General features: G+C 53.5%; 16 protein-coding genes. 3 read left to right on the top strand and 13 right to left on the bottom strand.

Translation table 11 applies throughout. The features are described from left to right. Positions 1 to 168: 168 nt before the first annotated feature. Entirely contained in the window at positions 169 to 1,341 is a 1,173-nt protein-coding gene (locus M8T91_RS04305; RefSeq protein WP_301417156.1) for a sensor histidine kinase, read from the top strand. After that, positions 1,338 to 2,186 carry a LytR/AlgR family response regulator transcription factor gene (locus M8T91_RS04300; protein ID WP_301417154.1) on the top strand — a complete coding sequence of 283 codons (849 nt, stop codon included), beginning with the start codon at positions 1,338 to 1,340 and terminating at the stop codon, positions 2,184 to 2,186. The genes M8T91_RS04305 and M8T91_RS04300 overlap by 4 nt, the downstream gene beginning before the upstream one ends. Before the next feature lie 217 nt (positions 2,187 to 2,403). On the opposite strand, the gene M8T91_RS04295 is transcribed toward M8T91_RS04300, so the two are convergent. The 9 genes from M8T91_RS04295 to M8T91_RS04255 form a co-directional block, all read right to left on the bottom strand. Continuing rightward, entirely contained in the window at positions 2,404 to 3,654 is a 1,251-nt protein-coding gene (locus M8T91_RS04295; protein WP_301417152.1) for a sugar MFS transporter, read from the bottom strand. Between the two features lie 205 nt (positions 3,655 to 3,859). Next, entirely contained in the window at positions 3,860 to 4,021 is a 162-nt protein-coding gene (locus tag M8T91_RS04290; RefSeq protein ID WP_301417150.1) for a hypothetical protein, read from the bottom strand. Continuing rightward, positions 4,018 to 5,517, bottom strand: coding sequence for a tryptophan halogenase family protein (locus tag M8T91_RS04285; RefSeq protein ID WP_301417148.1), 1,500 nt, complete (start codon positions 5,515 to 5,517; stop codon positions 4,018 to 4,020). Before M8T91_RS04285 ends, M8T91_RS04290 begins: the two co-directional genes overlap by 4 nt. A gap of 70 nt (positions 5,518 to 5,587) precedes the next feature. Then, on the bottom strand, positions 5,588 to 8,638 hold the full coding sequence (locus M8T91_RS04280) for a TonB-dependent receptor (RefSeq protein ID WP_301417146.1): 3,051 nt from the start codon (positions 8,636 to 8,638) through the stop codon (positions 5,588 to 5,590). A 1,017-nt stretch (positions 8,639 to 9,655) separates the two neighbouring features. Beyond that, complete coding sequence (locus M8T91_RS04275) at positions 9,656 to 10,612, bottom strand: acetyl-CoA carboxylase carboxyltransferase subunit alpha (protein ID WP_301417144.1); 957 nt, start codon at positions 10,610 to 10,612, stop codon at positions 9,656 to 9,658. Between the two features lie 93 nt (positions 10,613 to 10,705). Then, entirely contained in the window at positions 10,706 to 14,224 is a 3,519-nt protein-coding gene (gene dnaE, locus M8T91_RS04270) for a DNA polymerase III subunit alpha (RefSeq protein ID WP_301417143.1), read from the bottom strand. A 57-nt stretch (positions 14,225 to 14,281) separates the two neighbouring features. Further along, entirely contained in the window at positions 14,282 to 14,497 is a 216-nt protein-coding gene (locus M8T91_RS04265) for a DUF1289 domain-containing protein (protein ID WP_301417141.1), read from the bottom strand. Next, a complete protein-coding gene (locus M8T91_RS04260) occupies positions 14,490 to 15,026 on the bottom strand; it encodes a gamma carbonic anhydrase family protein (protein ID WP_301417139.1) in 537 nt (178 codons plus the stop codon). Before M8T91_RS04260 ends, M8T91_RS04265 begins: the two co-directional genes overlap by 8 nt. Before the next feature lie 420 nt (positions 15,027 to 15,446). Further along, complete coding sequence (locus M8T91_RS04255) at positions 15,447 to 15,839, bottom strand: hypothetical protein (RefSeq protein ID WP_301417137.1); 393 nt, start codon at positions 15,837 to 15,839, stop codon at positions 15,447 to 15,449. A 149-nt stretch (positions 15,840 to 15,988) separates the two neighbouring features. Between M8T91_RS04255 and M8T91_RS04250 the strand changes: the two genes are divergently transcribed. Then, entirely contained in the window at positions 15,989 to 16,888 is a 900-nt protein-coding gene (locus tag M8T91_RS04250; RefSeq protein ID WP_301417135.1) for an AraC family transcriptional regulator, read from the top strand. A gap of 61 nt (positions 16,889 to 16,949) precedes the next feature. Here the strand turns inward: M8T91_RS04250 and M8T91_RS04245 are convergent, their stop codons facing one another. The 4 genes from M8T91_RS04245 to M8T91_RS04230 all read right to left on the bottom strand — a co-directional run bounded on the left by M8T91_RS04245 (position 16,950) and on the right by M8T91_RS04230 (position 20,865). Further along, a complete protein-coding gene (locus tag M8T91_RS04245) occupies positions 16,950 to 17,417 on the bottom strand; it encodes an OsmC family protein (RefSeq protein ID WP_301417133.1) in 468 nt (155 codons plus the stop codon). Between the two features lie 124 nt (positions 17,418 to 17,541). After that, positions 17,542 to 17,886, bottom strand: coding sequence for a 4a-hydroxytetrahydrobiopterin dehydratase (locus M8T91_RS04240; protein ID WP_301417131.1), 345 nt, complete (start codon positions 17,884 to 17,886; stop codon positions 17,542 to 17,544). Positions 17,887 to 18,249: 363 nt separating this feature from the next. Next, on the bottom strand, positions 18,250 to 18,936 hold the full coding sequence (locus tag M8T91_RS04235; protein WP_301417129.1) for a sterol desaturase family protein: 687 nt from the start codon (positions 18,934 to 18,936) through the stop codon (positions 18,250 to 18,252). A gap of 420 nt (positions 18,937 to 19,356) precedes the next feature. Beyond that, entirely contained in the window at positions 19,357 to 20,865 is a 1,509-nt protein-coding gene (locus M8T91_RS04230; protein WP_301417127.1) for a fumarate hydratase, read from the bottom strand. Between the last annotated feature and the right edge of the window lie 108 nt (positions 20,866 to 20,973).

The following is a 20,973-nucleotide window of genomic DNA, read 5'->3' as shown; positions in this document are numbered from 1 at the left end:
TTCACCCCGAAATCCGGCAAAAAGGACTATTTAGGGGATAAACCGGAAGCTTGACATTAGCTGGCCCTGGCAGGACAGGGCCAGCCAAGGTAGTATTTGCAGGATAATAATGAAGGCGATGGTAAGCGTCTATCCCGGCATTTTCATAATATTAAAAAACGGGACATCATGCAGTACCCAACCCGTCAGAAAAAGAGCCTGAACACCGATATTCAGACTACCTGCTGGTTTTGGAAGTTGCAGCTAGTGAGCTGGGTGGGGATATTGCTGGTCACTTTTCTTTCACTCAGCCTGTGGCACTCCCCTTCGGAATGGCCCAAATTTGAACCGGTAAATACCCTGTTTCAGTGCACCATCGCCTTTGTCCTGTCACTATTTCTCAAGCCTATTTTCGACATTGCCTGGGACTCAGAGCTGGCCGTGCGCACAGTCATCTATCTGCTGGCGGTGGCGGTCATTTCCGGGATATGGACACTGGTGCGGATGGAAGCCTATATACGACTGAGTGGCGAGCATTCCATCTGGTCTGAATTTGGTGGCTGGTATTACGCCTCCCTGTTTGTATTTTTATTTTGGAGCGCCCTCTATTGTGGGGTGAAATACCACCTTTTGTTGCAGGATGAGCACAATAAAATGCTTGAGGTTGCCGCAGTGAACGAACGCGAACAAGTGCGCAGACTGCAAGCCGAGGCTATTGCCAGTGAGGCCCAATTGAAAATGCTGCGTTACCAGCTCAACCCGCATTTCCTGTTTAATACGCTGAACTCCATCAATGCACTGATCCGTTTTGAGCAAGCTGATGAGGCCCGCCAAATGGTTGTACGCCTCAGCGACTTCCTGCGTCTGTCACTCAAAGAAGATCCCATACAGAAAGTCGCCCTGGAGCGGGAGATCGAAGCCGTACTGCTCTATTTGGAAATCGAAAAGTCCCGCTTTGTCGATCGGTTGATCGTAGACCTGTCTATTGACGAACAGGTACGCAACGCCCAGGTGCCCAGTATGCTACTGCAGCCTTTGGTGGAAAACTCGGTCAAATACGCCATTGCTCCCAATGAACTGGGTGGCACTATCGCGATTAGTGCGCAACAAGCCGGTGCGCGCCTGGTACTGGAAGTGACTGATACCGGCTGTTCAAGCAGATTTACTGATGAGCAGGACTGCCATTTTTCCTCTACCGGGGTCGGTGTGAAAAATGTACGCGAGCGACTCTACAATCTGTATCCACAGAATTTCCATATAGAACAGTGTAAAAAATCTGATTCCGGCATGCTGGTGCGTATTGATATCCCACTGGAAATAACCGCGCCCCCCACAGAGCTGACACAGAGAGGAACCCTATGAACACACTTACCGTTGCACTGGTAGACGATGAACCCCTCGCCCTGCGGCTGCTGAAAAGTATGCTTGAGGAATTCAAGGATTTAGAAATAGTCGCCTGCTGCCGGAATGGCCGGGAAGCACTGCAGGCTGTATTTGACAGCGCTCCGGATTTACTGATCCTCGATGTACAAATGCCCGGCATGAATGGATTCGAGGTAGTACGTCGCCTACAGGGTGATACCATGCCGCTTATTGTATTCACGACCGCCTACGACCGATACGCACTGAAGGCGTTTGACGTTCATGCAGTGGATTATGTGTTGAAACCACTGGACAGCAGGCGCCTGCAAACCGCACTGGAGCGGGTCCGCCAGCGGCTACAGCAAACGCACTTGGCACAGGATCGCAACTGCCTGGGAGAAAAGGGTCGTCTGCTAAACTCAATTGCAGATGCCGGCCCGCAAGGCGGATTGTCTGGTGAAAGTGCACTGGCGCAATCCTTCTCCCACCGCCTGGCCATCAAGGATCGCGGCACCATCATTATGGTAAACCAACAGGATATCGAATGGATCGACGCAGCCGGTGACTATATGTGTGTGCATGTGAAAGGGGAGACACATGTGATGCGCAGCACAATCAAGGACCTGCAAAAGCAGCTGTGCCCAGATAACTTCAAGCGTATCCACAGATCGACTCTGGTAAACCTGAATTGTATCACGCATATCAAGGTGCTGACTAAAGGCGAGTACTTTCTCACCCTCACCAGTGGTGCCAAGGTCAAAGTCAGCCGAAACTATCGCCAGCCAATCAAGGAATTTCTGGACTCCAACCACACAACCCAACAGACAGCATCAAAAGCCTCTTAACCATAGCCGAACGAATACTACGTAACTGTTTTCGCTGTCGATACTGAACTCTTGTTTCAACCCAAAGTATCAAAAATACCGCCTGCACGCATTTCAGTGGAAGTTTTCTAGTCCCTCTTCATTTTTAGGTGTTATGCAGGACACACACTCTGCTTGTTGCAAAAAAACTGGCATACAAACACCGGCGCAAAGTGTTCAGAAGAGAAAAAGCAACTCCTCAAGTGCATTTATCCGGGCGATGCCCGGCGAGCCCATAGTAGAGAATATAGAGATAGCAGAAAACTGGCAGAACAAATGCCAGTTGGATTCCTACATGATCGGCCAGCAAGCCCTGCAAGAAAGGCACCACAGCACCGCCGACAATGGCCAGACACAAAATTCCCGAACCCTGGCTGGTAGCGCGGCCAAGTTTGGCCACTGCCAGGCTGAAAATCGTCGGGAACATAATGGAATTACTCAAGCCCACCGCCAATACCGCATACATTGCCAGATAACCCTCGCCAGTTACTGTGGCTAGCAGCAGAATGCAGGAAATCATCGCGCATGCAGCCAATACCTTCCCGGCAGCGATATATCGCATTACCAGCGCACCAACAAAGCGGCCCACCATGGCCCCGCCCCAGTATAGAGAGACAAAAAATGCTGCCTCCGACTCTTCCAGGCCGGCAATGGAATCCTCGGCCATAAAGTTCACCAGGAAGCTGCCAATAGAGACTTCTGCCCCCACATACAGAAAAATGGCTAGCGCGCCCAGCACCAAGTGGCGATAACTCCAGACTGAATCCCCCTGTCCTTTGGCGATGTTGTGAGCAGTAATCTGTGGCAAATGGAGTACTCCAAATACGATAGCCAGAACCGCAAGCGAACTTGCCAGTATCAGGTAGGGCACTTCAACTGCGGAGGCCCCTACAGTACTGGCCGCTACCCCTGCCGCCGGCAGAATCATTATTGCCCCGAATTGGGGAGCCACCGTTGTGCCCAGGGAGTTAAAGGCCTGGGTCATAGTGAGACGGCTGGCCGCTGTGCGTTCGTCACCCAACACCGTAACATAGGGATTCGCCGATACCTGCAGTAGGGTAATACCAGAGGCCAGAACAAACAGGGCTCCGAGGAAAAGCGCATAAATTTCCATACGCTCGGCGGGAATAAATAACAAGCAGCCCAACACGGCAATACCCAACCCCGTCACAATGCCCTTTTGGTAGCCGATTCTCGATACCAGGACTCCGGCGGGAAGGGATACCAGGAAATAGGCCCCGAAGAAACAAGACTGCACCAACATGGCCTGGGCATAGTTCAGTGCAAAAATTCCTTTCAGGTAGGGGATAAGAATATCGTTGAGGCAGGTGATGAACCCCCACAAAAAAAACAGAGAGGTCAACGCTACCAGTGCAAATCTCTGCCTGGAATGATCGCCAGCTTGTAACTGTGCAGCATTGGATGTCGTGTTACCTTGCAACAATGTCATAATAATTGATCCTGAGAGTACAGCCTCGGCAGTCGATTCGTTTGAATAGTGGAAAACACTTACCTATCAAGCCATTTGGTCATATCGCTATTTTCTATCACGCTACCGCCATTGTGCCCCAGCGACTTTCGACAAAACGGGAAAAATTGAAGACAACACGGGCGCCTGAGATCAGAGTGCTCACTGAGGTCAAACCCACTGTAGCTCATACAGTTGGGTTTTCGCCCGGAATATCTGCGGATTCCATCAAACCCGCTCGCATACCACAGGCATCGGCACCATAGTGCTCCGCAGCGAATACCTCTGTGGTCAACCAGCCCGCAATGCCGCCGGCCAACAAAATCGTCCGGTTGATCCCTCTGTTCATGCACAGTTATTCACTTGCGGGCCCCCTTTGCAATATTGCTCTATCGCCTGGCGATGTGAGGGAAAAGCTGAAACCCTGTTCTCAACAAATTTTTTGTAACCCTGTAAAAATGCCCCCAGTTCCTCCTCACTCATAAGATCGACAATGGGGTGGTAATCGGTGGGTTCTATACGCTGTCCAAGCAACACCTGCACCCAGGAATCGATTTGAAACAGCTCTCGCTCGGTACCAGACAGCACACCTGTTGCACGAAATAACTCCAAGCGACCCGCCAGTGAATCTGGAATCGCCATAGCGTTACAGTATCGCCAGAAAGCACTGTCTGTGCGCTCCGTCGCTTTATAGTGCAGGATAATAAAATCCCTGATCCTCTCAGTCTCCTCGCGCGTCTGCGCATTAAAGGTGGCCATCGCCATATCAGAAATTCCATTTCTGGGGAATAACTTAAGCAGGCGCAGAATTGCTGACATGGCTAGATGTATGGACGTTGACTCCACCGGCTCGAGAAAACCACCCGACAGACCAATGGCCACACAATTCTTGTGCCATGCCTGCCTGCGGCGCCCGGGCCGATAGCGAAACCTGCGGGGCTCAGAGAGCGGTTCGCTGAGCAGATTCTGCAACAAGCGTTCACCCGCAACGGTATCAGCCACATACTGACTGCTATAGACCAGGCCGTTGCCCATTCGGTTTTGCAGGGGAATATACCACTGCCAGCCAAATTCCTGAGCTATCGCCTGGGTGTAAGGACGCAACTGGTGCTGTGTCGCACTCTGAACGGCAATCGCTGAATCACAGGGCAGGAAATCCCCATAGGACTCAAAGCCAACGTTCAGGGCGGAACCAATGAGTAGCGCACGAAAACCGCTGCAATCAATAAACAGATCCCCCTGAATTCTGGCACCGTCCTCAAGTACCAGTGCATTGATATATCCATTGCTTCCGGAAATTTCCACCCGCTCTATCTTTCCATCGACATGATTACACCCGTGCCTTAATGCATGTTGGCGTAGAAAATCCGCATATAACCCTGCATCGACATGATAGGCATAGTTGAGTTTTCCCGCATCTCCCGGCAATAGGCGCTGTTTTCGCGCAGCTTGCAACTCCACACAGTAGTCACCAAAATCACTAGCTAAAGCTTTCTCACGGCCAGCCAGCCAAAAATGATGGAAGTCACAGGCCCAGCAATCCTTGCCGGTAGTACCAAAAGAGTGAATGTAGCTATCGCCTCGCTGTGCCCAGTGCTTGAATTCAATGCCCAGCTTAAAAGTGGCCTGGGTTGCCGACATAAATTCGGACTCCCGGATAGCAAGCAGACGATGAAAATTTCTCAGAGGTGGTATGGTTGCTTCCCCAACGCCGATACGCCCAATCGCTGCAGAATCCACCAGGGTAACCTTAACCTGTTTACCGTAGAGTTTGGCAATAGCTGAAGCAGCCAACCACCCGGAGGTTCCCCCTCCAGCAATAACGATTTGATGGATCCCGGCCATATTGATTCAACGCTCGTCGGATGTATCGGTGTTGGGAATCTGTCTGTCACTCTGCCGGTGGGCCCTTCCCTCAAAAATGATAGCGGGCACTCAGAGCATAGCGCGGACCCAACATCTCTATTCGCAACAGCTGACTTGTTGAACGCGCAAACTGACGCTGGTCCTCACCCAGTAGATTAATGCCATCGAGACTGAGCTTCAGATTTTCATGTACTTCATAGCCAATGCTCAGATCGACCTGACTGTATTCCTCGGTATAACGTGGACGCCGCCCACCATCTTCAACGCCTGCGAGAAATGCATCTCTCCAGTTATAGGAAAGCCGGGCAGAAAGCCCATATTGTTCGAAAATCAACGATACATTGGCGGTATCGCTGAGTCCTGTTAAGGCAAATTGCTCCCCGCCGTTGATCGCAGGGTCCTGTTCAACATCGTACTCAATATCGCCATTCACAATGGTGTAGTTTGCCTGCAGGCCAAAACCGGTTTCGCCAAGGAAGTGCTGAACCCCCACTTCCCAGCCATCAATCACCGCTCTCTCAGAATTCTTGGGCTGCGATACGCGGAAAATAATGGGGGCATCATCGGCATTGCCGGTAACATCGACCAGGTTTTCAAATTCTTCTGCAGTGTATTCGTAGAAATCAACCCCGAGTATATTGGCCGCAACCATTGAAAAAAGATTGGTATCGTTGAGCGGTTCTCCCAGTGCTGTCAAATCTGCCATTGCCTGAAGGGCGCGCGGACCGTTGGTGGGATCGCTGAGGCCATACAGATTAACATCCACAGTCGCAGTCCCGATAAAGTTATCGACATCCTTGCGAAAGTAACCCATGGAAACATAACTGGACGCATCGAAATACCACTCCAGGGACAGATCCAGATTATCCGATTCCAGTGGCAATATACCCGGATTGCCCGAGCCCGCTGTACCGAGGGTCGAACCTGAAAGCAGGGTTGGCAGAGAGGGGCCACTCAGACCGGAAGCGGCAGACCCCATCTGGTCATAATTGGCACGAGCAATCGTTTTACTGTAGGAAAAACGCCCTATCAATCCGGGAATAAATTCGATATCAAAATCCATATTAGGCAGCCAGTGATTGTATTTCGCCTTTTCAGAATAAGGAGTGGCCGTAGCACCGGCAGGAATCTGGAAATCGTTGTTGCTCTGCCAGACCACTTCGCTGGGCAAGTTGGCAAGATCTGTTGATTCAACTCCCGTTTTCTCATACCGGAGTCCCACCACCAGATTTACCGGCATAGCCCGCCAGTCTGTGCTGAAATAATATTGCGTGTAAGCCCCATAGACCGCTTCGTGGACAGTGCGATCCAGGTTATCCACCGGATTAACCGCCCAGGGCAATCCAACCGCATTGGAGAGGTGCCTGCCGACAAGGGCAGCATTGCCGGTGTATCCCAGAAGCAATGGCGCAGCACGGCCATCACTGACACGATCAAAGAATTCGCGACTGTTAGATCCCAGTGACAAATTATAATCATTGAAAAGCTTGGCATAGTTGATGGGAGACAGATATTCCGCAGGCACGTCACCGGGATTGGCGATACCCCACCCTCCGGCCAGCAACTCTTGATAAAAGGAGGATTGCAGACGCGTTTCCATATCGCGGGACTCAATCCCGAAATCAATCGAGTGTGTTTCATTGAACACAAAGTTGGCACCCAGACGGGCCTGGGTAAACTCCGCGAAGGCGCGGTCATTAAATATCTGCCTTACCGAGGAACCGACTTCCCCCTCCTCCAGCTTTCCATTACCATTGCCGTACACCCCGTCATCGAAATCTACAAGCAGAATGGGCAGGCCATCTCCGGTAAAATCGATACCCTGGCCGGCGGAGATATTCGCCCCCAGTCCGATATTAATCCAGTTTCCGTAACCCGCATCCGGCAAACTGGAGGACTCGGACTGATGCGCATCAAAAACCAGCTCAAACTCATCGCCGGGCTGCCATAGCAGATTCAAGCCGAGAGATTTCAGCGTATTGACCTGATTTTGCTGCTGCAGGGCCAGGCCAATATCCCGGGGATTCTGTTCTCGACGCTCTTCCCAGTAGAGTGCTGGTGTGTATACCGGACCTCTATCAAAGGCAATATCGCTTTTATAGGTGTCCATCCAGGCGGACAGCTCCGAACGGTTTTCATAGATATCCTGTCTGGCGTAGGTGTAATCCACAGTGCCGGTCAAGGTATCGATTGGTCGCCACTGTAAAGTGAGTTGCCCATTAATACGGGTGCGCTCACGATCAGAGTGAATATAGCGTAGATCTATGGGCAGAGACCTCAGCTCTCCCAGTTCCGGTTCATTGAGAATATGAATAGGCTCTCCGGAATTTTCACCCGGTGACTGGGGAATGGTTCCGTCATAGGCTTCAGTAATCCAGTTATTGGTATAGGCACCACTGGCACCGCTGTCGCGCTGCTGGTAGGAGGCAGTTAGGGCAAAACCAAGCTTCTCTCCTTCATCAGTCCAGCTAAACAGTCCCGCAGCTTCCGGTGTATAGTCATCGCCAACGACATTGGTGGTATCCCGCAGAACCTTGGCACCGAGAGACATATTCAACCCAGGACGGTCAAGGGGTCGCTGGGTGATAATATTAATCGTAGCGCCCATCCCCCCAGAGGCGATATCCGCACGCCCGGTTTTGTACACTTCCAGTGCCCTGACACTTTCCGCTGCCAGGTTATCCATATCAAAGGCACGGCCCTGGCTTACCCCGCCGCCATTTTGTACAAGGGAGGTGGACGGCATCTGGCGGCCATTTAAGGTAATGAGATTATAGTCCGGCCCAAACCCGCGCACGGTTACCCGACTGCCCTCTCCGTTGCGGCGGTCAATGGAAACCCCGCTTATACGCTGCAGGGATTCTGCCAGATTGGAATCCGGAAACTTACCCATATCCTCGGCGGAGATCGCATCCACAACACCAGCGCTATCCCGTTTCACATCCATGGAATTCTTCAGGCTGGCCCGGATACCTGTCACCGTTACCTCTTCAAGAAGGGGTTCGTCTTCCATCGCCAGCACTGATGGAATACCGGTCACTCCCAGGACGACAGAAATAGTGAATGCCAGGCGGTCTCTGTGAAAACATTGTTGTTTCATGGCTGGTTACCGGAATAGGGGTTTGATGAGGTTAATGGGGAATATCCGTTGCCGCAGATTGGTTTATGACACCCCCGATAACAACGGGCTTGTTGTGCGCCGTAGCAACAGAATTTTTATAATTCCTCCGCAGTGTGCCTCGTCCCACTCAAACTGCCATCAGGCCAGAGGGGTAAACGGGATATTGCGGATTAAATCCGGGATAGCGGGGAACCTACCGCAGGGACCCCACGGCCATGGTTATTACCCAAGTTGACAGATGTCCCTCAAGCGGTGGGGATGAAAAGCAAATCTACGTAGTGATTCGGATTTTTCCAAGGCGTGCTTAAATATCGCCAAGCCATGGGAGATACTGCCAATGAGAGAAATTCCAGAGCCAATATGTTATACAGCCCGATTTTCTCAATCCCAAAGGCCATCATCACCAGTAGAAGTAACGCGTCCCCCTACTGACCTGACCAGGCGGGCAGATCGAATATGGTTTCATGATACCTGGAACAAAATACACGCAAGGCACCTGAGGGCAAGGTTGGCAAAAAGGCCTTGGATGGATCGATCTCGGTGTAAACCAACAACCGCTCGACAACGACCAGGAGCAAAGCGTGTTGACATCCTCGAAGATACAGGCAAATTAGATTCGCAGCGGGAAACACTGCTCAGGCTTGTAAATACCTCAATTAAATAAATTCGCTGACAAAAAAATCCAAAGAAATTTCAAAAACAATAATCGCAAAACTTAAAAAAAGAAGCAGTTAAAATTTTTTTGGATTACTGTAGCGATCCTAATAGATAGCCTGCCAGCGCCATATGGATGGGCCGGATACGGTATACGCCTTGGTGAAGACCCCCCTCTTTCGGATGGCATCTTCTGGACACTTACCGGAGGAGGCCGTTTTGTGCCGGGAGCATCCCCACCGGCGCAATCTACCGCCGCAATCGCTTTCCAGCAATCCCAGCTGGTTGCAGTTGGCGTTCAGCCCAGCAATCAATCGGTGTGCCAGGCGTCAGTATTTGGCATTACGAAATGCTATTGCCATAGCTCATCAGGCGTTGGTAACGCTTCTCCAGCAAGGTATCAATAGAGACCGTGCGCAATTGCTCTAATTGATGACTCAGCCTGTCCCTCAAACGCGCCGCCATGGCATCCGGGTCCCGATGCGCACCGCCGAGCGGCTCCGGAATGATTTCATCCACAATACCCAGTTCCTCCAGCACACTTGAAGTCACCCCCATGGCCTCCGCCGCCAGCGGCGCCTTGTCCACGGTTTTCCAGATAATGTTGGCGCAGCCCTCAGGAGAGATCACAAAGTAGGTGGCATACTGCAGCATATTCAACTGATCACCGACACCAATGGCAAGGGCACCACCGGAAGACCCCTCGCCGATTACGGTACAGATAATGGGTGTGCGCAGTCGCGACATCACCGCTAGATTTTCGGCGATAGCCTCGCTGATACCGCGCTCTTCACTGTCGATACCCGGGTAGGCGCCCGGGGTATCGATCAGGGTCAACACCGGCAACCGGAAGCGCTCCGCCATTTTCATAATGCGCAGCGCCTTGCGATACCCTTCCGGTTTGGGCATACCGAAGTTGCGCGCGACTTTCTCATTGACAGAGCGGCCCTTCTCCTCGCCGATTACCGCCACAGGCGCGCCTTCAAGGCGCGCAATACCGGCAATGATCGCTTTGTCATCACCAAAATGGCGGTCACCGTGCAACTCATCCCACTCAGTAAACAGGCGTTCGATATAGTCTTTCGCATAAGGGCGCTGCGGGTGGCGTGCCACTTGTACCACCTGCCAGGGCGTTAGATCGGAGTAGATAGATTCGGTCAGGTTTCTGCTCTTCTCTCGCAGCCGGGCCACCTCTTCGGCAATATTCAATGCGTTGTCGTCACCGACCAGCTGCAACTCCTTGATCTTACTTTCCAGCTCCGCAATCGGCTGCTCAAACTCGAGAAAATTAAAATTCATGAAATCTGTGCCCTTAACTCTTATCAACGCCATCGGACAATGACAACGGCATAGCTTAACTGCCCGGAACCAACCAGTCGAGCCCGATAGGCTTCAGTGCCGTTCAGCGTATTGCAGTGCCACTTGTTCACGCCCCAGCAGTTCCCGCAGCGACTGGAGCAACTGGTCATTGGCCTCCACATTCCACCGGCGCGGCAGGCGATAGAGGCCGCGCGCATCACTGCGCAGCACCTCGAGGCTGACCTTGCTGTGGCCACCGGTGTACGGCTGCAGACAGGCAGCCAATCGCTTCGCCAACCCCTGCTGCGCGCTGCCACTGTGGATCTGCAAGCGCACGCCGGTCACGCTGCTGCGACGCAGTTCGTCCAGGGTGGAGACGCTGTTGACGGTCATTTTCAGACCACCACTGTAATCATCGTTGGCCACGGGGCCATCGAGCACCAGCAGGGCATCCTTGGCGAGCTTTTCGCGGTGTTCGCCAAACGCTTCGCTAAACAGGGCCGCCTCAATGCGGCCACTGCGGTCATCCAGACTGACAATCGCCATCGCATCACCGCGTTTGGTTTTCATCACCCGCATGGCGACAACCAGCCCCGCCACTTTTTGCGATTCGCGCCCCGGCTTGAGATCGGCAATACGTGCTTTCACTAAATACCCCAGTTCATCGGCATACTCATCGATGGGATGACCGGTCAAGTATAGGCCGAGGGTATTTTTCTCACCCTCTAGACGCTCGCGAATACTCCAACAGCGGGTGCGGCGAAAATCCTCATATACATCCCCGTCGGCGCTCTGAGGTACCAGTTCCCCGAACAGGTCCATCATGCCGGCATTGGCATTGGCGGTCTGCTGCTCCGCGGCTTTGGTCGCTTCATCCAGGGCGTTAAACAGCACCGCACGGGCGTAATCCAGGTCCTCCCGATCGCCAGAATCCGGACCGATACTATCCAGAGCACCGGAGCGTACCAGCGCTTCCATCGCGCGCTTGTTCACCTTGCGCGGGTCTATACGGGCACAAAAATCAAACAGGTTGATAAAAGGTCCTCCCCGCTCCCGCGCGGCGATTATCGTTTCAATCGGGCCCTCACCGAGCCCTTTTATGGCACCGAGACCGTAAATAATCCGGTTATCCATATCCACTGAAAACTGGAAGCTACCCAGGTTCACATCCGGGGGTACCAGGGTCAGCCCCATGGCCCTGCACTCCTCGATAAAGGTCACCACCTTGTCGGTTTTGTCCATATCCGAGGACATAGTGGCCGCCATAAACTGGGCCGGATAGTGCGCTTTCAACCAGGCGGTCTGGTAGGATACCAGGGCGTAGGCGGCAGAGTGGGATTTGTTAAATCCGTAGCCTGCGAACTTCTCCACCAGGTCAAAGATTTTCATTGCCAGGGTGGGATCGATGCCCTGGGCTTTGGCACCGCTTTCAAAAACAGCGCGCTGCTTGGCCATTTCCTCCGGTTTCTTCTTACCCATGGCGCGGCGCAACAGATCCGCACCACCGAGCGTGTAGCCCGCCAGTTCCTGGGCGATCTGCATGACCTGTTCCTGGTAGACGATCACGCCGTAGGTGGGCTCCAGAATGGGCTTTAGTTTCTCATGCTGGTATTTGGCATCCGGATAGGCCACCTGGGCGCGGCCATGTTTGCGGTTGATAAAATCGTCCACCATACCGGACTGCAAAGGGCCCGGACGAAACAGAGCCACCAGTGCAATCATGTCCTCCAGGTTGTCAGGCTGCAGGCGCTTGATCAAATCCTTCATACCGCGGGATTCCAGCTGAAACACCGCAATCGTCTCGGCCCGCTTGAGCATTTTGAAGGTTTTTTCATCGTCCAGTGGCAGCGCGGCGATATCCAGCGGCTCCAGCCCGTCGCGACTGCGCTGCTTATCTACCATATGCACAGCCCAGTCGATAATGGTCAGGGTACGCAGGCCGAGAAAGTCAAACTTGACAAGCCCCGCATCCTCCACATCGTTTTTATCGAACTGTGTGACCAGGCCCGCCCCGGTTTCATCACAATAGAGCGGGGCAAAGTCCGTAAGCTTGGTAGGTGCGATTACCACCCCCCCTGCGTGCTTGCCCACATTGCGCGAAACCCCTTCGAGTTGCAGGGCCATCTCCCAAATTTCCTGGCCCTCCTCGTCGCTTTTGAGAAACTCACACAGCACATCTTCCTGGTCATAGGCTTTCTTGAGCGTCATCCCTACATCCGGCGGAATCATTTTCGACAGCTTGTCGGCAAGGCCGTAGGACTTGCCCTGCACCCGCGCCACATCGCGTACCACGGCCTTCGCGGCCATGGTGCCAAAAGTGATGATCTGGCTTACCGCCTGGCGGCCATAGTTGTCGGCCACATAGCCGATCACCCGATCCCGCTTCTCCATACAGAAGTCGATATCGAAGTCGGGCATGGAAATCCGCTCCGGGTTGAGGAATCGCTCAAACAGCAGATCGTACTGCAGCGGGTCCAGGTCGGTGATATCCAGTGCATAAGCCACCAGAGAGCCGGCACCGGAACCCCTTCCCGGACCCACCGGAATATCGTGATCCTTGGCCCACTGGATAAAATCCATCACGATCAGGAAGTAGCCCGGAAAACCCATCTGGATAATGATGTCGAGTTCAAAGCGCAAGCGTTCCTCATAAACCCTGCGCCGCTCGGTATACTCTGGGGCAAAGCGGTCCAGGGTTTTTTCCAGGCGCTTTTCCAGGCCCTCTTTGGAGATTTTTTCAAAGAACTGGTCTTCGCTCATGCCCTCGGGAATCGGGTATTCCGGCAGGAAGTACTTGCCCAGCTGAATCGGCGCGGAGCAGCGCCTGGCGATTTCAACAGTGTTCTGCAGCGCTTCGGGAATATCGCTGAACAGCGACCACATCTCCTCGGGCGTACGAAAATACTGCTCGGCGGAATAACGGCGCTCCCGGCGCGGATCGTCGAGAGTGCGCCCCTCGTGGATACACACACGTACTTCATGGGCCTCGAACTCACTCTCAGCCATAAAGCGCACATCGTTGGTGGCCACCACCGGCAGATTCATTGCCTGGGCCAGATCCACTGCTGCGTGCAGGTACTCTTCGTCGCCGGCACGACCGGTGCGCTGCAGCTCCAGATAATAGCGATCGGGGAACAGCGCCGCCCACTCCCCTGCCAACTCCTTCGCCTGGGTGCGGCGCCCGGCAACCAGGGCGCGCCCAACGTCACCATACTTGGCGCCGGACAGCATCAACACGCCCGCACTGTACTCCCGCACCCACTCGCGCTTTACATAGGCATTCCCATGATACTGCCCCTCCATCCAGGCGCGGGAAATCAGCGCAATGATATTGCGATAACCGTCGCCATTCATGGCGTAGAGGGTGAACAGCGTAGGCTTGCCTTCGCCGCCTTCGCTCAGCCAGAAATCCGCCCCGGTCACCGGCTTGATACCGGCGCTGAGACAGGCCCGGTAAAATTTTATCTGGCCGTACAGGTTGCACTGATCAGTCAATGCCAAAGCCGGCATCTCCAGCTCCCGGGCGCGGGCAATGGCGGGCTTGATACGCACCAGGCCATCCATCAGGGAAAATTCAGAGTGGATTCTTAAGTGGACAAAAGATTGGGTCATGTGTGCGTTTACTCAGGGCCCTGTGGCGCTTGGATCCGGCAGGGCACATTCGATTAATTACCAAATACGGCCCATCTGCCGTGCCCGCTCGGTGCAGCGCTTCAGCACTCTACGGCGCTCACCGTTATTCATGACACCCCAGCGACTGATCTCTTCCGCGCTGCGAAAACAACCCTCACAGATGTCCTCGGCATTGAGGGCACATACGGAAATACAGGGGGACTGGACCGGGTGCTGTGCTGCTACAGGGGTTGTTACCGGTTGTTTACACATCTTCAGCCCCAAGGGGTACCAACTGCTCGGCAAAGTATTTGCCATTCGCCACATAGTGATCACTGCTGGCTTTGAGCAACTCGCCGATGCCTTGATCCAGGGCCTTCACCACCTTGCCGGGCGAGCCCACTACCATAGAATAGTCAGGCACCACGGTATCCTCGGAGACCAGCGTATTGGCGCCAATAATACAATACCTGCCGATCACGGCCCGGTTCAACACCACCGCATTGATCCCTACCAGGCTGTAGTCGCCGATGTCACAGCCGTGCAGCATCGCCTTGTGACCGACAGTGACTCCGCTACCCACCGTCAGCGGACTGCCGGGGTCGGCGTGAAGTACCGCGCCGTCCTGTACATTGCTGTATTCACCGATCGTGATCGATGCACAGTCCCCACGCACCACCGCATTAAACCACACCGAACTGTGCCTGAGCATGCGCACATCGCCGATGATATGAGCACCGGGGGCGATATAGTGACCTTCACCTACCAAAAGTGGTTGTTGATTCCCCAAACTGTACAGCATCCGGTCTCCGTTTTGATGGGATTGCTCCGGGCTTATTATCCCGCGCCGGCAAGGCTGTGGCCAGTGCATGCACCCAGTACTTTTCGGCCCGCATACCGGTCGGGCGTGCTGTCAATCCTGCAGACAGGTGAATGTCCCGTTCAGTTGCAAATCTCCATATAAATCCTTTAATAATCCTCCTGCTGGGGCTTTCTGTCCTGGCTATATCGGTTGATTCATACTGGCGGGCAGGGTCTGTACAGGCAGGACAGTCATGAGCGGTGTTTTTGCGGGAGTACGATTGCAGGCGGGCGCGGCATGCCATTGTCTGGTCATCATAGGCGGACCAGCGGCTGCCACTTGGGCAGCCGATGTCATAGATATCAGCAAGTTAGACCGGTATCTCTCTTCCTATCGAATCCATTCAGCCTCTATTGCGGTTTATGAGGATTCCGCCGGTGAGATAACATCCAGGTCGTACCAGGGAGTCGGGTTGATGGGGCAGCGGAAACGGACACCATCCTCAGTAACGGTAACCCGCGCGGTGCGTGTCTCACCCGGCTCCAGCGGAAACATGTCTAACCTGGCATGAGTTTTATAATTCTGGATTTGGAACCCCACCAGCTTATTGGCTTTATTGGTAACAACGAATTCGTACTCACCGGCTTTCAAACCCGCTACGGTTTCCTTCGCCTCAAAATAGCCATTGTATTCATCAAGGTGGATCACGGTCACACCTTCACTATTTTTTTGCGGCGTACCGGCAAAACCTACCGCAGCCATCAAAAGCCCGGTGGCCAGAATGAACAGGGCTAAGGTCTTTCTGATTAACATGATTCATCACTCCAAAATGTTAGATCTGTGTTAGCAACCAGGTTGCGAAGTAGACTATAAAGTAGAGAAAGATGTACTTAATATGCCTTTTTGTTCATAATTTCGATCAAATAGTACATACTTAACTCTTTACTGGTTATAGGGCTGTTATGTATCTGGATAACAAGGATGCCTTGAGCAAAATTCTGCAGGGCCTTGGATTGAAGGTGGATGTCTATGCCCATGGGGATTTTTGTGGCCACTGGGCGATTGATACCTCGGGTTCACGGCGTATGCCGTTTCATCTGCTGACATTGGGCAAGGCCTGGCTACATCGACCTGAGCAGGAGCCAACTCTGTTGACAGCCGGTGATCTGGTGTTGTTTCCCTATGACCACCAGCATGTGATGTCGAGCGAATCGAAAACCCCCCCTGAGGAACAAGTCAATCAACCGATCGACCAGCAGCAGGCAGCGTCTGCCAACATGGTCTGTGGCTTTTTCGAATTCAGCAGCCGCATTGCCTGGCCATTGCTGGATGCCATGCCACCTGCCGTCATTCTGGATTTTCAAGTACAGAGTTGCCAGCCTCAAATCCGCACCATTGTCGATCTATTAATCAATGAACTTCAGACACGGGAGATGGGCTGTTTCGCTGCGGCGAATCACCTGGCTTACCTGCTGTTTATCGAGGTCTTGCGCCTGCAAATGCACCGAACAGAACAGCACGGCTTGTTGGGCGCATTGGCAGATCCGAAAATCGGCAAAGCCCTTAACCTGATACACAATGAGCCGGAAAAACCCTGGACGCTCGATAGTCTTGCACATGCCGTTGCCATGGGCAGAACAGCCTTTGTCAACCGCTTCCGCGATCTGGTCAATATCACCCCGATGCAATACCTGACGCAATGGCGTATGCGCGGGGCACAGGAGTGCCTCTTGACCAGCCAGCGCAGTATTGCGGCTATTGCTGAAGAAGCCGGCTATCAATCTGAAGCCGCTTTCCGAAAGGCATTCAAACAGGTAACCGGGTGTTCACCGGGCCAATACCGCAAACAGGAGTGCAAATAGCCCGTTCAGGCTGTGAACCGCTGCTGGGCAAACACGGTATTGTGGTGATTCAAACTTGGGCTCAAAACGCGCATATCTCAATGACCACCTCAGTCTTAACGGAGTTGGCAATAAAGCACTGCTTGTGGGCCAGGTGGTGCATTTTTTCCAACTGCGCCCTGGTGGGCTGTTTGTCCCCGGAGAAAAGCGCTCGAGGGTGCAGCGTGACCTGTGTGACGCCCATTCTGCCTGCCGCAATCGTACCCATCACGCCCACCGCTTCATCCCGGTACGTATCCACCACAAAATCCCGCTTGGCCGCCATGGCGAGGAAAAACAGCATGTGGCAGCTGGAGAGTGCCGCTACAAAGGCTTCTTCAGGATCGACATGCTCCGCCACCGAATAGGGGAGCGGGACCACCTGCGGGGAGGAGGAAGCGGGCACTGACACGCCGCCATCAAACCGCCAAGTGTGCGCGCGACTGTATTGGTTATCGGTGAAGGTCTGGCCACCGCGCTGCCAGACAACTTTGGAAGTGTACTCAGACAACCTGCGCCTCCTTCCTGCCGGCATCAAGCCGGCACAGAACTGCTCTGTGCCACTTTCCGGTCAAAAGAGCTGAGCACAGGCAGGAAGATCATTTCACTACTGCATTGATAGCTGAGGGCTTTACCTATTCCGCGTCCACTTGCTGATCCGTGCGTGCGGCCATAATAAAATCATTCTTGTGCAGGCCCTTAGCTTCGTGGCTCCACCAGGTCACGGTCACTTTGCCCCACTCGGTCAACAGCGCCGGGTGGTGCCCCACTTCTTCGGCAATGGCGCCAACCCGGTTGGTAAATGCCAGTGCCTGTTTGAAATTGCGAAACTTGAATACACGCTCCAGCTGCAGGATTCCATCTCGGGTGATCGGCGACCAGTCGGGGATCTGTCGCAATAATCCTGGCAGTTCATCGTCACTGACAAGCGGTGCATCGGCGCGGCAGGCTTCACATTGTTGTTGAGCTAATTCGGTCATGGATGTTTCCTCAAAACCTGGCTTATTATCCCTTGTTTTATCTGGGCACCACTCTAACCGGGCGACTTCAGTGAAACAAGCGTGCACCCTAAAAACGCATTTTATACGGTTTTATGGCACCAATGTGGCACTGCATGCGATTAGCGCTGGGGTACCGGGACATTCAGTGCCACCGCGCCCTCAAGAATCACAGTATCTGTCACAGGTAGATCCGGTTCAATTTGAATATGACATGCGTGGCGAATAGCCAGCGATTCGACAAGAAAAGGGCAATATACCAACAGTGTTTTTCCATCACTGTTGAACCTATAAAAGAGAAGCAGGCACTTTGAGGAAACCGAGTGATACCCTGTCAGCGGAGCTTTACTTGCCAGGGCCATCAAAGGTATCCCTGGGCTCCCAGTGAAAGGTACCCAGCAGGAGATCAAACAGGGGAAGGGTCAAATTAAAATTGCTGGTTTTCATCAACTCCCGACGATGGTGAATCCGATGCAAATGGGCCAACTCCCGCAACCCCGGTACGTTGTGAAACCAGTGTCCTTCGGGCTGGTGATAAGCCAAGTGCAGCACTTCGTAACCCAGGTGACTCAGGACTATGACTGCCGCCAGGATATAGCCCGCGTTCACTGAGAACAGAGACGCCAGAAGATATCCACAAAACGGGGCGAGAATAAAAGCCAAAAAAGCACTTAAATAGGTTGGGAATAGAACGATACGCCAGTCCCGCGAAGACGCAAAAGACAGCAACGGCGGAGAATAAAAGCTGTGGTGATCACCGGTGTGTCGGTTGTAAAACAATCGGGTCAGCTTTTGTTTTTTATGTCCTGCCCAACGGTGGGCAGCATATTCCATAAAGTTGTAGAGGAGAATACCCAGAGGAACGGCCAGAAGCTCCCCAAGTCTCAGTGCATCTACCAGAACAATACAGTAACCAGAAACTCCCAAACAGATCAACACAATGGCTGTCAGGTGGAACCAGCCGTTATAATGGCTGCGAACCGCCTCTCTGTATCGCTTCCTGAAAGTAATCACATCATGCAATTGCAACATGCCCCACCCCTCTTTTTCTTGTCATGATGCAATCTTAATTGACGAATGGAAGAGTTGAGAAGCTCTTTTTAATGATGCCGCCACCGAAAAGGGCGTTGTGGTTTGATGGACAGGGACAATAAGAGCCTGGTCCCTCCATTTAAGCCGGCCTTCGACCTGGTAGCGATCAATTTGTCCAAAGCCCCTGGCCGCCTCACACCGACCGGGGAAAGAACACTTGCACTGTACCTGGCTGAAAAATCAGACCACTTCGCCAGTCACTGCGGGAATCAGTATTCAGTATTAGGCCCAGTGCTTGATACTGGGCAGGGAGTCTCTCCGCCTGCCTTTGAAAGCCAAAAAAATACACAAGCTCTGCGAATACCCCCGGGGAAAGGCCAAACATCCTGAAGAGCCGAACTCTCTCAGGAGATGCTGCGTTTACACCAGGCCTCCTTCAATCTTGGCCTTCCAGATCAGTGGGCCTGTGGTGTGAACCGACTCACCCCGGCTGTCTACCGCCACTGTCACCGGCATCTCTTCCACTTCAAATTCATAAATGGCTTCCATACCCAACTCGGGAAAGGCAACGACCCTGGCCGCCTTGATCGCCTGGGCCACAAGATAGGCGGCACCGCCCACAGCCATCAGGTAAACTGCACGGTTATCGCGGATGGCTTCAATCGCCATAGGACCGCGCTCCGCTTTACCAATCATGCCCTGTAGTCCGGTTTCCTCAAGCATTGTGCGGGTAAATTTATCCATACGTGTGGCAGTGGTGGGGCCTGCGGGGCCGACCACTTCATCGCGCACCGGATCCACCGGGCCCACGTAGTAAATAAAACGACCAGCCAGGTCCACCGGCAGCTTCCCGCCTTTGGCGAGGATATCCACCATCTTCTTATGGGCAGCATCACGGCCTGTGAGCATTTTTCCGTTGAGCAACAGGGTTTCACCGGGTTGCCAGGTCCGTACCTCCTCCGCAGTCACCAAATCCAGATTTACCCGGCGGGTGTTGCCGCCTGCCTCACGGATAATTTCCGGCCAGTCTGCCAGCTTGGGCGGCGTCTGGTGCGCAGGGCCGTTGCCATTCAGGGTAAAGTGGGTGTGGCGGGTAGCCGCACAGTTGGGAATAATTGCCACCGCCTTATTGGCTGCATGGGTTGGGTAGTCCTTGACCTTGACATCCAGGACAGTGGTCAGCCCACCGAGCCCCTGGGCACCGATACCCAGCTTGTTCACGGCATCATACAGTTCCAGGCGCAACGCCTCGGCCCGGTTGGCGGCACCGCGTTCCTGCAGGTCCTGAATATCGATCGGATCGAGCAGAGATTCTTTTGCAAGCAGCATGGCTTTTTCCGCCGTACCGCCAATGCCTATCCCCAGTATGCCAGGGGGGCACCAACCGGCACCCATTTGTGGCACCATCTTCAATACCCAGTCAATCACGGAGTCGGAGGGGTTCAACATGGCAAACTTGGTCTTGGCCTCGCTGCCCCCACCCTTGGCCGCCACATAGACCTCGACGGTATCACCGGGCACAATGTCGTAGTGGATCACAGCCGGGGTATTGTCACCGGTATTCCTGCGCTCACCATCGGGGTCCGCAAGAATAGAGGCCCGCAGCAGGTTCCCGGTATTGAGGTAGGCGCGACGCACGCCCTCGTTCACCATATCCTCCACACTCATATCCGCTTCCCAGCGCACATGCATCCCCACTTTCAATTTCACGGTGACAATACCCGTGTCCTGGCAAATGGGGCGATGCCCTTCGGCACACATACGCGAGTTGATCAATATCTGTGCCATGGCATCCCTAGCTGCCGGATTGGCCTCCTTCCGGTAAGCTTTGTCCAGTGCCTGGATGAAGTCTTGCGGGTGATAGTAAGAGATAAATTGCAGCGCGCCGGCCACGCTTTCGATCAAATCACCCTGGCAGATAGTGGTCATACCCAACTCCGATTAATGTCACAAGGGCGGCGATTTTACACGAAACACAGAGGTCTTGGCCCGGCCCGAGAGCTCGGTTGAGCAACCTGGATAAATGACAATAAAAAA

The sequence above is a fragment of the Microbulbifer sp. MI-G genome, from assembly GCF_030440425.1.
In the GTDB taxonomy this organism is placed as follows: Bacteria; Pseudomonadota; Gammaproteobacteria; order Pseudomonadales; family Cellvibrionaceae; genus Microbulbifer; species Microbulbifer spongiae.
Note: the sequence above shows the minus strand (reverse complement) of the source record. Positions and strands in the feature narration are given on the sequence as shown.

Bases quoted from the DNA above. Each gene is read 5' to 3' on its own strand.
- M8T91_RS04280 (WP_301417146.1), bottom strand. From the start codon at position 8,638: ATGAAACAACAATGTTTTCACAGAGACCGCCTGGCATTCACTATTTCT.
- M8T91_RS04240 (WP_301417131.1), bottom strand. From the start codon at position 17,886: ATGACCGAATTAGCTCAACAACAATGTGAAGCCTGCCGCGCCGATGCA.
- M8T91_RS04260 (WP_301417139.1), bottom strand. From the start codon at position 15,026: ATGCTGTACAGTTTGGGGAATCAACAACCACTTTTGGTAGGTGAAGGT.
- M8T91_RS04295 (WP_301417152.1), bottom strand. From the start codon at position 3,654: ATGACATTGTTGCAAGGTAACACGACATCCAATGCTGCACAGTTACAA.
- M8T91_RS04235 (WP_301417129.1), bottom strand. From the start codon at position 18,936: ATGTTGCAATTGCATGATGTGATTACTTTCAGGAAGCGATACAGAGAG.
- M8T91_RS04275 (WP_301417144.1), bottom strand. From the start codon at position 10,612: ATGAATTTTAATTTTCTCGAGTTTGAGCAGCCGATTGCGGAGCTGGAA.
- M8T91_RS04285 (WP_301417148.1), bottom strand. From the start codon at position 5,517: ATGGCCGGGATCCATCAAATCGTTATTGCTGGAGGGGGAACCTCCGGG.
- M8T91_RS04230 (WP_301417127.1), bottom strand. From the start codon at position 20,865: ATGACCACTATCTGCCAGGGTGATTTGATCGAAAGCGTGGCCGGCGCG.
- M8T91_RS04265 (WP_301417141.1), bottom strand. From the start codon at position 14,497: ATGTGTAAACAACCGGTAACAACCCCTGTAGCAGCACAGCACCCGGTC.
- M8T91_RS04305 (WP_301417156.1), top strand. From the start codon at position 169: ATGCAGTACCCAACCCGTCAGAAAAAGAGCCTGAACACCGATATTCAG.
- M8T91_RS04300 (WP_301417154.1), top strand. From the start codon at position 1,338: ATGAACACACTTACCGTTGCACTGGTAGACGATGAACCCCTCGCCCTG.
- dnaE (WP_301417143.1), bottom strand. From the start codon at position 14,224: ATGACCCAATCTTTTGTCCACTTAAGAATCCACTCTGAATTTTCCCTG.
- M8T91_RS04255 (WP_301417137.1), bottom strand. From the start codon at position 15,839: ATGTTAATCAGAAAGACCTTAGCCCTGTTCATTCTGGCCACCGGGCTT.
- M8T91_RS04250 (WP_301417135.1), top strand. From the start codon at position 15,989: ATGTATCTGGATAACAAGGATGCCTTGAGCAAAATTCTGCAGGGCCTT.
- M8T91_RS04290 (WP_301417150.1), bottom strand. From the start codon at position 4,021: ATGAACAGAGGGATCAACCGGACGATTTTGTTGGCCGGCGGCATTGCG.